A 15,465-nucleotide genomic window follows, 5' to 3' on the forward strand; every position below is an offset into this window, starting at 1 on the left:
ACCGACGTTCCGGGTCGGAAGCTGCGGGCGGATAGGCCGCCGGCCATCCCCACCGGCTGCATTGCCCGGCCTCGCCCTACGCTCGGCTGGTGGACACCATGAGGTACGGACACCTGGGCCGCTCAGGTCTGCTGGTCAGCCGGATCGGCCTCGGCACCATGAACTTCGGGTACACGGTGGACGAGGCGACCAGTTTCGCGGTCATGGACGCCGCCGTCGACGCTGGCATCAACATCTTCGACACCGCCGACGTCTACGGCGGGCCACAGTCACCGGAGATGCAAAAGGGCTACGGCATCGCGGAGGAGACCGTCGGCCGGTGGCTGCGGCGCAGTGGGCACCGTGATGACATCGTCCTGGCGACGAAGGTGTACCAGCCGATGGGGCTCGGCCCGAACGACCGCCGGTTGTCCGCCTACCACATCCGCCGCGCCTGCGAGGCCAGCCTGCGGCGACTGGAGACCGACCACATCGACCTGTACCAGATGCACCACGTGGACCGGGCCACGCCGTGGGAGGAGATCTGGCAGGCGATGGAGCAGCTCGTCCGCGAGGGCAAGATCACCTACGTCGGCAGCAGCAACTTCGCCGGCTGGGACGTGGCGCTCGCCCAGGCCGCCGCCTCGGCACGCCACTTTCTCGGCCTGACCAGCGAGCAGAGCCTCTACAACCTTGCCGTACGCGCCGTCGAGCAGGAGCTCGTCCCCGCCCTGCGTCACCTCGGCGTCGGACTGATCCCGTACAGCCCCCTGCACGCCGGTCTGCTCGCCGGCGCGCTCGACGCACTGGATCAGGGCCGCACCACCGACCCCTCGGCCCGGCAACGCGTCGAGGCGCACCGCGCCCAGCTCAGTGCCTACGAGGGGCTGTGCCGAGAGTTGGGCGCACAGCCGGCGGCCGTTGCTGTGGCCTGGCTGCTGCGCAATCCGGTCGTCGCCACCACGATCGTCGGCGCTACGACGATCGACGAACTGCGATTGGACCTCGACGCGTTGTCCGTGCGGCTGGACGACGAGGTGGTGGAACGACTCGACCGGATCTGGCCCGGGCCGGGAGAAGCCCCACAGTCCTACGCCTGGTGAGTCGGTTACCCGTCGGTGACGCCGACGGGCAGCAAGGGGCCCCTGGTGTGGCTGTGGTCGACATAGGATCGGGTCCATGCGCGTGTTGGTGGTCTCCGCCCCGCTCGTCGGTCACGTCTTCCCCCTGGTGCCGCTCGCGGTCGCCCTCCGCGATGCCGGCCACGAGGTGCTGGTGGCCACCGGCGGCGGAGCGCTGGCCGCCGCCGAGGCGGGTCTGCCGGTGCACGACATCGCGCCCGGTTTCGACTTCGGCCGGATCGCGCTGCGGGTCTTTCCCCGCCACCCGCTGATCGCGCGGGCGGAGCTGGCCGGCACCGCCGGCACCCGGGGCGCCGGCCTGTTGTTCGGCGCGCTCAACGACCAGCTCGTCGACCCGGTGGTCGCGCTGGCCACCCGGTGGCAGCCGGATCTGGTGCTGTACGAGCCGTTCGCGGTCGCCGGCGCGGTGGCCGCCGCGAGGCTCGACGTGCCGGCCGTCCGCCAGGAGAACGCCCTCTTCGACGGCCGGGACCTGGTCGGCGCCACCGTCGCCCGACTCGGCGCGGCGCTGCGCCGCCACGGCCTCACCGAACTGCCCGCGCCGGCCGCCGCCCTCGCCGTGGCCCCACCCAGCGTTGCCACGCAGGGCGGCTGGCCGATGCGCTACATGTCCTATGTCGGCGGCGGGGAACTGCCGGCCTGGCTGCGCGAGCCGGGTGAGCGCCCCCGGATCCTGGTCACCCGCAGCACCCTCACCGGCCCCGGAGACCGGGGGCCGATGCCCGCCGTGGTGGCCGCCGCCGCCGAGGTGGACGCCGAGATCGTGCTGGTCCGCCCCGACGAGCGGTCGGCCCGCTCGGTGCCCGGCAACGTGCGGGTGGTCGACTGGATCCCGCTCGACGAGGCGTTGCCGGCGAGCGCGGCGCTGGTGCACCACGGTGGTGCGGGCAGCGCCTTCGGCGCCCTCGCCGCAGGCCTGCCCCAGCTGGCCACCACGGGTGCGGGGGACCGGCGGCACAACGCCGAGCTGGTGGCCCGCCGGGGGGCCGGCCTGGCGCTGCGCCCCCGGGACATCACCGCGCGGGCACTGACCCAGCTGCTCACCGACGAGCGCCTGCGGACCGCTGCCGCGCAGGTCAGCCGCGAGATCGCCGAGATGCCGCCGCCGACGGACCTGGTCGCGCGGCTGGCGGCACTGGTCTGACGTCCACCCCGCGTGGCCACCCCGGATGCACTGTCGACTGCGGCAGGATGGCCGGATGCGACACGTCGTGCTGTTCCACTCCGTGTACGGGCTGCGACCCGCCGTGCGCGCCACCGCCGACCGGTTGCGCGCCGCCGGGCACCAGGTCAGCACCCCCGACCTGTACGGCGTCCCGGCCACCGACACCGTCGAGGAGGGCTTCGCGCTGCTCGACAAGATCGGCCAGGAGGTGGTGCTGGACCGGGCCCGCGCCGCGCTGCGTGACCTGCCACCGGAGACGGTGCTCGCCGGCTTCTCGATGGGCGCCGGGGTGGCCGGGGCGCTGCTCGCCGAGCGCCCCGCCGCCGCCGGTCTGCTCCTGCTGCACGGCACCGGTGGTGCCCCGGACGCGGTCTCACCCGGGTTGCCGGTGCAGCTGCACCTCGCCGACCCCGACCCGTACGACGCGCCGGACGAGGTCGACGAGTGGCAGCAGAGCATGACCGACGCCGACGCCGATCTGACGGTCTTCTGCTATCCCGGCGTGGGTCACCTGTTCACCGACCCGGACCTGGCCGAGTACTCCCCGGACGCCACCGCGGCGGTCTGGCCGCGCGTGCTGGCCTTCCTGGCTGCCCGCTGAGCGCCCGGCTCGACCGTGAGTTACCACTCCCGGGCGGTGACGTGCCGTTGCGCCAGCTCACGGCAGGTGCGGGCGGCGGCCCAGCAGCGCGCGGGGCACCGCCGAATACGCCTCGTTCGATAGCGTGACACCACCATCAAGATCCTCGAAGGGCGCGCCTGGCAATGACGACGACGGCCTTCGACGAATATGAACGGTCGCGCTGGGCCGGGCGCGCCGGAGCGTTCGACCGCAGTCTCGCCGCGCTCTGCGCGTACCCCGCGCCAGCGTTGTTGGACGCCGCCAACGTCGGGGCGGGGATGCGGGTGCTCGACGCGGGCACCGGCTCCGGCACGGTGGCCAGGCTGGCGTGCGCCCGCCACGCCAGCGTCGTCGCCGTCGACGCCGAACCCAGCATGGTCGAGTTGGTGCGCGGCCGCGTTCCGTCCGTCGACGAAGTCCGCCTCGCGTCGCTGCCGCACCTCCCGTTCGCCTCCCGGTCGTTCGACGCGGCCGTGGCGAACTTCGTGATCAATCACGTGGGCGATCCGCTGGCCGCGATCACCGAGCTGCGACGGGTCGTCCGGTCCGCTGGTCGGGTCGCGGTCACCGTGTGGCCGCACCCCCCACCCGAGGCGCAGAGCCTCTGGGGTGAGGTCTTCGACGCCGCTGGGGTCGACCGTCGCGCCGCCGCCCCGACGGTGGACGCCGACCGGGACTTCCCCCGTACCCCCGACGGGTTGGCGGGCCTGCTCGACCAGGCCGGGCTCACCGACGTACGCTGCGACACGATCACCTGGGCGCACCGCACCGACCCGGAGGCCTGGTGGAGCGGCCCCGCCAACGGCATCAGCACGCCAGGTCTGGTGATGGAGACCCAGCCGGCGGCCATGATCACCCGCATTCGTGCCGCGTACGACGAGCTGACCGCCCGCTACCGTGGCTCCGACGGCCTGCTCGCGCTGCCCACAGCGGCGCTGCTGGCCTCGGCGTCCGTGCCATAGGCGACAAACCGGTCGACCGAGTGGGCCGGGTTGTCGAGAATGCGCGGCATGGAGTTTCTCTGTTACCACAGTGACCGGCCCGGCTCGGCGGCGTTGCGCGACGAGTTGCTGCCCAAGCACTGGTCCTACATGGACCGGTACGCGGCGGGCATGATCGCCCGTGGCCCGACCCTCGTCGGCGACACGGCCACCGGCAGCGTGCACATCGTCGACGTGCCCGACCCGGCCGCCGCGCGAACCTTCGCCTTCGAGGAGCCGAACTACCAGGCCGGCGTGTACCGGGACGTGCTGCTGCGCCGGTGGCACAACATGCTGGGCCGCACCATGTGGGACTTCCCTGGCGGCCGGACCGGCGGCAACCGTTATCTGGTGCTCGGCCTCGGCGCCGGCCAGGCCGCCGACCTGGCCGTGCCGCCCGACCCCGACGAGCTGATCGCGTACGGACCTCTGCTGGCCGACGACGGCGTCACCTGGCTCGGCACCGCCGCGCTGCTCCGGGCGCCGAACCCGGACGCGGCGCGCGCCATCCTGACGGCCGACCGGTATGCCGACATCGAGGTGCACAACTGGCAGTTCGGCGGGCGACCGTCCTGACCTGCCCTGCTGACCAGTCGGCATGGGGCCGGTCTGGCTGCCGGGCATCAAGTGATCATCGGAGTCAGGCGGAGGCGGGCAGGCCGTCCAGTGGGCGGATCAACGGTGGGCGGAGTACTGCCCGCACCACCCCTGGTGGAGTGCCCGCGTCGGCGAGTGTCCAGTGCCCAGCCGAACTCGCTCGCGTGGGGCGGCTCGGCGCTGCGGGCCGTCCGAGGTCCCGAAATGGGTTACCGCCCGTACCGCGCGCAGGCCGGGACGCCGCTGTGGCCGGCGTCGGCGGTACGTCGCCCGCCGAGGCGACGGCTCGGAGCCGGCGTGGGCCCGCCGTACGGTTGGCGCCGGGGCCCGCCGCGGCGGGACGGGTGGCCATCGTCGGGATGGGGCTGCCTCGCCTCAGCACGGTAGGGCCGGTGGCACCGCCCGGCCCGGCCGAGGCCAGCGCCGCGAAGACGGCGTCGAGGCGGCCGCTCCGAGCGCCAACGGTGTCGAGGCGCTCGATCTCCGCGCTCCTCGCCGCCGAGCCGGTGACAGCACCAGCGAGCGAGTCGGGCGGGCCGGCGTCCCGGTGCACCGTGTCGAGGTGCGGCACGGCGGCGGTCCGGCGTTGGAAGACGGCCCGCAGGGCCCGGGGCAACCGTTCGACGGCGACCTGGCGCAGCGCGGGAGCGGCGAACGCGTACCCGTCGACGTGGTGGGGGAGCAGCAGCCCTGCGGTGACCAGCTCGCGGAGCGCGGGCGCGGACCGGCCGGGTGTCCAGCCGAGTGCCCGGTCCACGGCCGCCCCGGAGATCAGACCACCGAGGGTGCCGGCGGCCATCAGCACCGCCCGCCGCTCACCGTCGAGGTGGTCCAGCTCCGCGCCGACTGCCCGGCGTACGGTCTCGGGCAGCGGGAGGGCCGCCGGATCGGCACCGTCCACCAGCGACGTGACGTACGCCGCCGAGTGCCCGGGGCGGCCTCCCACCAGCGGCAGCAGCTGGTCGACCAGGGCCACCGGCTGTCCGGCCCGGGTGAGCAGGTGGCGCAGCAGCCGTCCGGACTGCACCGTGGCCAGGGGTCCGATCGTCATCTGGCGGGCCGGACCGGGCCGGGTGTCGGTCCACTGCGGCTGGTGCACTGTGAGCAGGGCCAGCGGCAGCCCACGCTCCGTCGCCGCGTCGTACAGCGCGTGCAGGAAGCGGCTCACCGCGGGCGCGGCCCGGTCCAGGTCGTCGACGGCCACGATCAGCGGCTGGTGGGCGGCCATCCGCAGCAGGACCTCGCGGCAGATCGCCGCGCCGGTGAGGGCGGTGGCCGAGCCGTCCGGGGTGGTCAGCATCCGCTGGAGCGCCGGAACCGCGGTGGCCACCCGGCTCGGCGGAAAGAGCGGAGTCAGGGCGGCGACGAGCCGGTCGTGGATCGCCGCCGGGCCGTCGCTGTGCCGAATCCCGGCGAGGCCGCGGAGCAGGTGCGCGACCGGCGCCAACACCTGGTCGGGGTACGGCTGGCAGGTCGCCACGCACCAGCGGACCGGCAGTCCGTCCACCGTGGTCAGCCCACGGGTCAGCTCGTGCAGCAGCCGGCTGCGGCCACTACCGGTGGGGCCAACCAGTGAGATCCAGCGCGGTGTCCGGTTTCGGATGGCCGAGCCCAGCTGGTCGCGGATGGTGGCCAGCTCGCGGCGTCGACCGATCAACGGGCCGTCGTGCCGGTCGGCACCGGGGCGAACCGGACCGAGGGCGTGCCAGACCGGCACCGGCGACACCCGGCCGGCGACGGGCGTCGGCGTCAGCTGACGTTGGGTGATCAGGCCGGCGGTGGCGCGGGCGGTGGCTGCGCAGAGTGCGACGGCGCCGGGCGCGGCGTACTCCTGCAGGCGGGCCGCTGTGGTGATCACCGCCCCGCTGGCCAGGCCGTGCCCGCCGGTGACGGCGTCGCCCAGGTCGACCACCACCTCGCCCGTGGCGACACCGACCCGGACGCGCAGCCTGATGCCGTCGACCATGGGCCGTCGGTCCAGCGCGGCCTGGATCTCGAGCCCGGCGCGCACCGCCCGGTACGCGTCGAAGCCGTCGGAGTGCCGGGCGCCGAAGAGCGCCATCACGGCGTCGCCGATGTACTTCTCCACCACCCCGTGCCAGCGGTGCAGCACACCGGCGACGGTGTCGAAGTAGGCCCGTTGCAACGCTCGGACGTCCTCGGGGTCGAGCCGGTCCACCAGGGCCGTGGATCCGACGATGTCCGCGAAGAGGACGGTGACGACGCGCCTCTCCTGGGGTACCGGCCAGAGCGGGGTGACGGTCCGCTGCGTGTCGACGATGATGCTGGTGGTCATGGGTGTCGCACCGGCCTCTCTCCCCGCTGTTGCCTGATCACCTCCGGAGATTGGCATTAGTGGGCCGACGGGGGATCTGCCGAACGACGTATGTCGGCCACCTGCAACCTTTAGTCGCAAAGTCGACGCGAGGAGTACCAGAAGCGGTGGGCGGCCGTAGAACGGTGTGGGGCCCTGTGATTAGGCTGCGTGGCATGGCCAGCGATGTGGACACCGCACCACTCGTGGGCCGGGCCGAGCTGGTGCAGACGGTTCGGTCCGCGTTGCTCGGTGAGGCCGCGCACGGGCAGACCGCGGCGGTCTTCCTGACCGGCGAGAGCGGTGTGGGAAAGACCCGGCTGTTGGGCGAGATCGGTGACCGCCTGCGGGAGCGGGGCGCCGTGGTGCTCACCGGCAGCTGCCTGGACATCGGCGACGCCTCTCCGTTGCACCCGTTGTTGCAGGCGCTGCGCCGGTTCGACGCCGAGGTTTCCACCTCGCCCGCCCGCACCTCCTCGGCGGTGCGGGGGCTGTTGCAGATGTTCGCCGACGAGACCGCCAGCCCGGACGGCGCCGGCGCGTTGCTGGAGCGGGTCTCCCGTGGCCTGCACCTGATCGCCGAGGGCCGCCCGCTGGTGCTGATCCTCGACGACCTTCAGTGGGTCGACCGCAGCACCCGGCAGCTCCTGCTCTACCTGCTCGCCGGCCTGGGTGATCTTCAGCTGTCGGTGCTGGCGGCGGTGCGCGCCGAGTCGTTGCAGGGCGCCCACCCACTGCGCCGGGTGCTCACCGAGCTGCGTCGGCTCCGCACGGTGCGGGTGCTCGACCTGGCGCCGCTGGGCCGGGCCGACACCGAGACGCTCGCCGTCGCGGTGGTCGGCCGGACGCTGAGCGCCGACGCGGCCGAGCAGGTGTGGCAGCGCAGCGGCGGCAACCCGTTCGTCATCGAGGAACTGGCCCGGGATCTGCGCGACGGCCGCGACGGGCTGTCCGAGACGCTGCGGGAGATCTTCCTCGACCGGGTCGACGCGCTGCCCCAGCACGCGCACGCCGTGGTGCACGCGGTGGCCGCCGGTGTCGAGCCGGTGCAGCACTGGCTGCTGGCCGAGGTGCTGCGGATGCCGGAGGACGAGCTGATCGCCGCGGCCCGGGCCGCGGTGGCGCACCGGCTGCTGGTCGGCGCGGACGAGGGCTACCGGCTGCGCCACCGCCTCGTGGCCGAGGTGCTGGCGCACGAGCTGCTGCCGGCCGAACGCTCCGGCCTGCACCGCCGCTACGCCGAGGCGCTGACCAGCGCGCCGGGTGAGTTGCACCAGGCCCGGCTGGCGCACCACTGGCGGCTGGCCGGCGAGCCGGCGCGCGCCCTGCCGGCGGCGGTGGCCGCCGCTCAGGAGGCCGAGCGGCTGCACGGTTACGCCGAGGCACACCGGCACTGGTCGGCGGCGTTGCAGTTGGCCGCCGAGCCGGGCCCGCTGACGGTGGACCCTGTCGAGTTGCTTGAGAACGCCGCCGAGGCGGCCCACCACTGTGGGGAGCACGCCCGCGCGTTGGCCCTGCTGGAGGAGCTGGCCGCGCTGCGGGGTGGCGAACCGAGCTGCGCGCTGCACATCCGCCGCGCCCGCTACCTGGCCGCCGCCGGTCGCTCCGCGCTGGCCGAGGAGGAGTACCAGCGGGCGCTGAAGGCGGCGGACTGCTCCCCTCGGGACCGGGCCAGCGCCGCCGCCCGCCTGGCCGAGCTGCTGCTGCACCTGGGTCGCTACGCCGACGCCGGTGAGCGGGCCCGCGAGGCGCTGGCGTTGGCCGAGAACGTGGCGGGCTCGGCCACCGAGGTGGTGCTGGCCAGTTCGGCGTTGGGCTTCAGCGACGCCTGTCTGGAAGACCCGGACGCCGGGCTGGCGGTCATGCGCGACGCCCTCGACACCGCCGAGCGTGCCGGTCAGCCCGAGGACGTGGCCTGCGCGTACCTGCACCTGGCTGAGCTGCTGACCGGGCCGCTGAACGTCCTCGAAGAGGGTGTGGTGGTGGCCCGGCGGGGCGCCGAACGGGTGACCGAGCTGGGCCTGGGCCGCACCTGGGGCACCCGGCTGCTGGCCATCGCCATCAACGGGCTGTTCCGGGTGGGCCAGTGGGCCGAGGCGGAGAAGGTGGTGGCCGCGGCCCTGCGACACCGACCGTCCGGTGCGGACGCCGTCGAGCTGCTGTTGGCGCGGTGCCGGCTGTCGGTGGGTTACGGCGACATCGAGGCCGCCGGTCGGGACCTCGACGCGGTGGCGACCCTGCTCGCCGGCGGCGGGGCGCGACACGTCATTCCGCTGCTCACCCTGCGCTCCGGGCTGGCCATGTGGGAGGGCCGGCACGACGTGGCGCGGCAGGCGGTGCAGCGCGGCCTGACCGAGAGCCGTTCCGACGACGTGATGATCCTGTCCGCGCTGGTCTGGCACGGCCTGCGCGCCGAGGCTGAGGCGCACGCCAGCCGCACTGTGGAGGTGGACCCGACGGCGGTCCGCCGACTGCGCGACGTGGCCGAGCGGGTGGCCCGCAAGAGCGCCGGTGCGGCCCGGCCGGTGCGTTCGGTGGTGGAGGGCTTCCTGGCGCTGTGCGCCGCCGAGGTCAGCCGCCTCGACGGCAGTGATCCGGAGCTGTGGGCCGCGTCGGCGGCCGAGTGGGATCGACGCAACCACCCCTATCCGGCGGCGTACTCGCGCCTGCGGCAGGCCGAGGCGCTGCTGGCTCGGCGCAGCCGGGTGGCAACCGCAGGCAAGCTCCTGCGGGAGGCGTACCGGGTGGCGCAGGGGTTGGGCGCGGTGCCGCTGACTTCGGAGATCCGCGAGTTGGCCGGGCGGGCCCGGGTGTCGCTGGACGAGCGCGACAACATCAGCGGTGCGCGCGGCGTCCCGGTCGAGGCGTCCGACGACGAGTTGGCAGCGCTCACCGCCCGGGAGCGGGAAGTGCTCGCCCTGGTCGCCGAGGGGTTGACCAACAGGGAGATCGGGCAGCGGCTGTTCATCAGCGAGCGGACCATCGGGGTGCACGTGTCGCACATCTTCGACAAGCTCCAGGTCCGTACCCGCGTGCAGGCCAGCGCGATCCAGTTGCGCAACCAACGGGGCTGACCGACTCCACAGTGCGTACGTATCCCGGCGCCTGTGCGCGCCGGGATACGTCGTTCTACTGATCCGGTGGCCGGGTGTCGGCTGAGAGGCTGGGCCGCGTCGACGACGGCACGGGGGATGCCGCCGACCACAATGGAGGAGAAATGATCGAACCGGTCTGGGGGCCCGTGCACCGGGACATCGTCGACCTGCTCGCCGATCATCCCGCGGACGTGCCGGCCGTGGTCGATCATCTGACCAAGCTTCAGGACATGCTGGTCCGGTTGCCACCGTTGGAAGCCAGTTGTCCGCTGGCCGACTTCAACAGGCTCTATCTGACAATCACCAGCAGCGTGCTGGACGGGCTGTACGACGACCGCTTCGTCGATCCGGTCTTCCTCTCCCGGCTCGACGTCGAGTTCGCCGCCCGGTACTTCGACGCGATGCGGCTGTGGACCGACTCCAGCCCCGGCACCCCGAAGGCGTGGTCGTGCCTCTTCGAGCGGATGCGGGGGCCGGATGCCCGGCCGCTGCCGTCGGCGGCGGCCGGGGTGAACGCGCACATCAACTTCGACCTGCCGTTCGCCCTGGTGACCACGTTCGATCACCTGGAGTCGGAGCCGGTCGACGGCAGCGACCAGCACCACGACTACCTCGAGATCAACAAAATCTTCGCGGACAAGATCCCCGGCCTGCGCCGGGGCTACCTGGAGCGGTGGCAGCTGCTCATCGACATGCTCAACGGCGACATCGACGACTGGTACCAGGGGGAACTGGTCGAGTACACCCGCGATGTCGCCTGGCGTAACGCGCAGAAGATCTGGCGGTGCCGGCACGATCCGGACGCCCGAGAGTGTGAGCGCACACGGCTGGACGACAACGCCGCGGCGCTCGGCCGGTTGCTGCTGTCGCCCCTCGGGGCGTTCCTGCAGTAGCCGGGACGGGGGGCCTCCGCGCTCCGCCCCGTGGGGGGCGGCGGAGCGCGGAGGCGCGTCCCACCAGTTCCACCCCGTGTGGCCGCCCGAGGTCGGGTCGGTCACTCAGGGGACAGCCGGTCGGCCCCGGGGGGTGTCGACCGTCTGCCGCCGTCGGCCGGCCCGGGGGGGTCGGCCGGCGGTGGGGGAACGCCGGGTGGGAGTCGCGTCGACGGCCGGCGGATCCGGGGGTGTCGGCGGGCGCGGATCGGGTACGCCCGCGCCATGACCGTCCTGGCCCGGCGTCGGCCCGCCGCCCGCCCCCGGCCCGCGCGGCCCGGCCCGCTGCGGCCGGGTGGCCCGGTGTCGAAACCCACCGCTCGGCCCGGCGCCCGATGACCGGCGTCGTGGCCCGGTTCCCGTTCCGCTTCGATCCAGCGTTCCGCCCGGTGCTGGCGCTGCTCGGGGTCCGCCCGGCGACGGCCTGGGTCGCCGTCACCGAACGGGATCTGATGATCCGGTACGGGCCGTGGCGGCTGCGGACCGACCGGGGCAACGTCACCGCCGTCGAGCTGAGCGGACCGTACCGCTGGTGGCGGGCGATCGGCCCGCACCTGTCGCTGGCCGACGGCGGCGCGACCTTCGGCAGCAGCGTGGCCGGCGGGATCTGCCTGCGCTTCGGCGTACCGGTGGCGGCGCTGGTGCCCGGGGGACGGCCCCGGCACCCGGCGGCCACTGTCACCGTCGCCGACCCACCCGCGCTGGCCCGGCTGCTCGCCGTCGCGGACCTGTCCTGAGCAGGCCGAACAGGTACCCGGTTCCGCCGATCGGGCGCCGGGGCACCGCCTACCGTCAGATCAGGACCTGTGAGGGTGGGACTGGCGATGGGTGACGAGCACCGGGCAAAACCACGGCGGTGGAGCGGGCGCCGACACGCGCCGAGCGGGCCGGACCCGGCGCTGCGGGCGGCCCGCGATCCGGCCCGCCCACATCGCGGTGGTCGGCAGGGCGTCGTGGTGCCCGAACGCGTGGCCACACCGGCCCGCTCGGCGCCGCCGGCCAGCCCGCTGCGCCGGTGGCTCTTCCAGCACCAGGTGCAGCCGCCCGGCCCTGAGGCGACCGAGGGGCAGAACCGTAGGCACGCCTGGTGGCAGGTGATGTGCCTGACCGGCGTGGACTACTTCTCCACGCTGTCGTACCTGCCGGGCATCGCGGCGGTGGCGGCCGGGGCGCTCTCCCCGCTGGCGACCTTGTTGATCGTCGTGCTCACCCTGTCCGGCATGCTGCCGATGTACCGGCGGGTGGCCCACGAGAGCCCGCACGGTCAGGGTTCGGTGGCGATGTTGGAGCGGTTGCTGCCGTTCTGGCGGGGCAAGATCTTCGTCCTCGTGCTGCTCGGCTTCGTGGCCACCTCCTGGATCATCACGATCACCCTCTCCTCGGCCGACGCCACCGTGCACCTGCTGGAGAACCCGTACCTGCCGGACGTCCTGCACGGGTCCGTGGTGCCGGTCGTGGTGACGGTGGCGCTGCTGCTCATCCTCGGCGGGGTGTTCCTGCTCGGGTTCCGCGAGGCGGTGGTGGTGGCCATCCCGCTGGTCGCGGTCTTCCTAGTGCTCAACGCGGTGATCGTCGTGGTCGCTGTGGGTCGGATCGTCGAGGACCCGGGCATCGTGTCGAACTGGACGGCCGCGGTGACCGCGACCGGTGGCGGACCGGGCCAGGTGCTGCTCACCGCCGTGTTGGCATTCCCGCTGCTGGTGCTGGGGTTGTCCGGTTTCGAGACCGGGGTCAGCATGATGCCTCTGGTGGCGGCCGACGGCCCGGACAAGCAGGCCCGGCTCGCCGCCCGGATCCGCAACACGCGCCGTCTGCTCACCACCGCCGCGTTGATCATGTCGGTGTACCTGATCTCGACGACCTTTGTGACCACGGCGCTCATTCCGGCGGAGGAGTTCCGGCCGGGCGGCGGCGCGAACGGGCGGGCGCTGGCGTTCCTGGCGCACGCCTACCTGGGGGAGGTGTTCGGCACCGTCTACGACGTGAGCAGCGTGCTCATCCTCTGGTTTGCCGGCGCCTCGGCGATGGCCGGGCTGATCAACATCGTGCCCCGCTACCTGCCGTCGTACGGCATGGCCCCGGAGTGGGCGCGGGCGGTCCGCCCCGTGGTGATCGTCTACACCGTCGTCAGCGTCGCCATCACGATCGCTTTCCGCGCCGATGTCAACGCCCAGGCCGGGGCGTACGCCACCGGGATCCTGGCCATGATGGTCTCCGGGGCGGTGGCGGTGACGATCTCCGCGGCCCGTCACCACCGGCGGGGTTCCGCGATCGGCTTCACGGTGCTGACCCTGGTGCTGCTGTACGCGCTGCTGGAGAACGTCATCGAACAGCCGGACGGCATCACGATCTCCGCGCTGTTCATCCTCGGCATCATCGTGGTCTCGTTGGTCTCCCGGGTCACCCGGACCACCGAGCTGCGCGCCGAGCGGATCGAGTTCGACGAGGCGGCCCGTCGGTTCATCAGCGAGTCGCTGGCGCACGACGGGCAGCTGCACCTGATCGCGAACAAGCGGCAGAAGGGGTCGGTGAAGGAGTACACGCTCAAGGAGCGGGCGCAGCGCGGGATGAATCCGGTGCCCGGGGCCGCGGACGTGCTGTTCCTGGAGATCGATGTGGTCGATCCGTCGGAGTTCAGTCAGGTGTTGCGAGTGCACGGCATCGAGGTGGGCGGCTTCCGGGTGCTGCGGGCCGACAGCCCGGCCGCGCCGAACGCGATCGCCGCGATCCTGCTGGCCCTGCGGGACGCCACCGGGGTCCGGCCGCACGCGCACTTCGAGTGGTCGGAGGGCAGCCCGATCGCGCACCTGGCGCGCTACCTCATCCTGGGCCGGGGGGACACCCCGCCGGTGGTGCGGGAGATCATCCGTCGGACCGAACGGGACCCGCTGCGTCGACCCGGCATCCACGTCGGCGGGTGAGCCTGATGCCGCTCTGGCGGTTTTAAAGATGAAAGAGGGCACTATTCACGTTCACACCTTCCTGTCCGTATTGCGGACCTATCGTGACGTTTGGTAGCCGGCGAACTCGTCGAGCCCCCCGCGCCCGAATCGGCGCGCGGTCACGTCACGTACGCAGGAAGGTAGGCACCGTTGATGTCCACGTACCGAGAGGGAGACCGCGCGACTCAACCCAGACGGCGGTCCCGATGGCTCTTAGCCAGCGGCTTGCTGGCGGGGAGCTTGGTCGTGGGAGCGGCCGGAGCGGCCGCCGCCGCCGACCGCGCCCTCGCCCTCCCCGGTCTGGCCCGGCTGACCCCGGCAGCCGACGACGACCGCCGCACCGGCGACCGGCCCGACCCCGACGCCGAGCGGGCCCGTCCCACCACCCCCGGCACCGGCAAGCGAGGAGTGGTGTCGGTGCCGTGCGACGCCGCGAAGCTGGTGGCGGCGCTGGTCACGGCCAACGCCGAGGGCGGCGGCGAACTCCGCCTCGCGCCCAAGTGCCGCTACACCCTCACCGAGGCGTTCCACGAGACCGACCAGTACGACGGCGGGATCCGGGACGCCCGCGAGGCCGCCGACGCCGCGGAAACCCCCGGCGACGCCGACGCGCCGCCGCACAACCCGGCCGACGACACCGCCGGCCTGCCGGTGATCTACCAGGCGATCACGATCGACGGCGCGGGCGCCACCATCTCCCGGGCCGCCCAGGCCGCCGCGTTCCGCTTCTTCACCGTCCGTGATGGCGGCGAGCTGACCCTGCGCGACGTGGAACTGCACAACGGCCGATCGGCCATCGAGGGCGGCAGCCTGCACGTGGTGCACGGCGCCACCGCCGTGGTGGAACGGGTCACCGTCACGCAGAGCACCTCGCTGTCGCCCGAGGGGGGTGGCGGCGGCATCTTCAACGACGGCAACATGGTGGTCACCGATTCCACGTTCGTCGGCAACAGCGCCTCCGGCGCCGCGGGCAAGGGCGGGGGCCTGCTCAACGGCGGCGTACTGACGCTGAAGCGCTCGGAGTTCCACCGCAACAGCGCCAACGCCTACGGCGGCGGGCTGGGCAACTACCGTGGTGCCGCCGACGTGGAGAGCGTCTCCTTCACCCAGAACAGCGCCGTCCAGGGTGGCGGGCTGGCCAGCTTCTCGGCCCGGACGAAGGTCTCCGACACCGAGCTGCTGAACAACACCGCGCAGGTCGGCGGCGGTGCCGCCAACTCCGACGCGGTGCTGGTGATGCGCACGATGACCATCCGCGGCAACACGTCCACACTCAACGGGGGCGGTGTCTCGACAGTGAAGGGCCTCACGCCGATCGACGACAGCGTGATCGAAGGCAACACCACCCACGGCCTCGGAGCCGGCATCTACGCCGAGAAGGCGAACCTGCTGGTCCGCGGCAGTGACGTGACCCGTAACGAGGCTGTCGGCGCCGCGTCCCAGGGCGGGGGCATCTACGCCAACGCGGGCTCGGTGGCGATCTACACCAGCAAGGTCACCCACAACGCGTCGACGGTGAAGCCCGGCGGCATCTTCGGCATGCACGCCCAGGTCAAGATCGACGATGAGAGCGTGGTGGTCGAGAACGAACCGACCAACTGCGAGGGCAGCCAGGTGCCGATCGCCCACTGCTTCCGCTGAGCGTCGACCCGCGCACCATCCCGAGCGCGTTCATCCCGAGTGCACCGCCCGTCCGG

At 73.0% G+C, this 15,465-nt stretch carries 11 protein-coding genes; 10 read left to right on the forward strand and 1 reads right to left on the reverse strand.

The genetic code is table 11. The annotated features are described in order from the left end of the window. Positions 1-98 precede the first annotated feature (98 nt). The 5 genes from ABZU43_RS16875 to ABZU43_RS16895 all read left to right on the forward strand — a co-directional run bounded on the left by ABZU43_RS16875 (position 99) and on the right by ABZU43_RS16895 (position 4,464). Positions 99-1,082 carry an aldo/keto reductase gene (locus ABZU43_RS16875; protein ID WP_355007579.1) on the forward strand — a complete coding sequence of 328 codons (984 nt, stop codon included), beginning with the start codon at positions 99-101 and terminating at the stop codon, positions 1,080-1,082. A gap of 76 nt (positions 1,083-1,158) precedes the next feature. Beyond that, entirely contained in the window at positions 1,159-2,265 is a 1,107-nt protein-coding gene (locus ABZU43_RS16880; protein ID WP_355007433.1) for a nucleotide disphospho-sugar-binding domain-containing protein, read from the forward strand. A gap of 55 nt (positions 2,266-2,320) precedes the next feature. After that, positions 2,321-2,887, forward strand: a complete 567-nt coding sequence (locus ABZU43_RS16885) for a dienelactone hydrolase family protein (RefSeq protein ID WP_355007434.1) — start codon at positions 2,321-2,323, stop codon at positions 2,885-2,887. A 164-nt stretch (positions 2,888-3,051) separates the two neighbouring features. Continuing rightward, positions 3,052-3,870 (forward strand): class I SAM-dependent methyltransferase, encoded by an 819-nt coding sequence (locus tag ABZU43_RS16890; protein WP_355007435.1) that lies wholly within the window; start codon positions 3,052-3,054, stop codon positions 3,868-3,870. A gap of 48 nt (positions 3,871-3,918) precedes the next feature. Further along, a complete protein-coding gene (locus ABZU43_RS16895; RefSeq protein WP_355007436.1) occupies positions 3,919-4,464 on the forward strand; it encodes a YciI family protein in 546 nt (181 codons plus the stop codon). Between the two features lie 64 nt (positions 4,465-4,528). Here the strand turns inward: ABZU43_RS16895 and ABZU43_RS16900 are convergent, their stop codons facing one another. Continuing rightward, a complete protein-coding gene (locus ABZU43_RS16900) occupies positions 4,529-6,781 on the reverse strand; it encodes an adenylate/guanylate cyclase domain-containing protein (protein ID WP_355007437.1) in 2,253 nt (750 codons plus the stop codon). 194 nt (positions 6,782-6,975) lie between these two features. Here ABZU43_RS16900 and ABZU43_RS16905 point away from each other — a divergent pair, with 194 nt between their 5' ends. From ABZU43_RS16905 to ABZU43_RS16925, 5 genes are all read left to right on the forward strand, one after another. Next, entirely contained in the window at positions 6,976-9,873 is a 2,898-nt protein-coding gene (locus ABZU43_RS16905) for an AAA family ATPase (protein ID WP_355007438.1), read from the forward strand. Positions 9,874-10,016: 143 nt separating this feature from the next. After that, positions 10,017-10,787, forward strand: coding sequence for a DUF5995 family protein (locus ABZU43_RS16910; protein ID WP_355007439.1), 771 nt, complete (start codon positions 10,017-10,019; stop codon positions 10,785-10,787). A gap of 374 nt (positions 10,788-11,161) precedes the next feature. Further along, complete coding sequence (locus ABZU43_RS16915; protein WP_355007440.1) at positions 11,162-11,563, forward strand: hypothetical protein; 402 nt, start codon at positions 11,162-11,164, stop codon at positions 11,561-11,563. 87 nt (positions 11,564-11,650) lie between these two features. Next, positions 11,651-13,747: an amino acid transporter gene (locus ABZU43_RS16920; RefSeq protein ID WP_355007441.1), complete on the forward strand. Its 2,097-nt coding sequence runs from the start codon at positions 11,651-11,653 to the stop codon at positions 13,745-13,747. 174 nt (positions 13,748-13,921) lie between these two features. Then, the gene (locus ABZU43_RS16925) at positions 13,922-15,409 is read left to right on the forward strand and encodes a hypothetical protein (RefSeq protein WP_355007442.1); all 1,488 of its coding nucleotides are present in this window, start codon (positions 13,922-13,924) and stop codon (positions 15,407-15,409) included. Positions 15,410-15,465: the final 56 nt, after the last annotated feature.

The organism is Micromonospora sp. NPDC005205 (genome assembly GCF_040608275.1).
Classification (GTDB): Bacteria; Actinomycetota; Actinomycetes; order Mycobacteriales; family Micromonosporaceae; genus Micromonospora.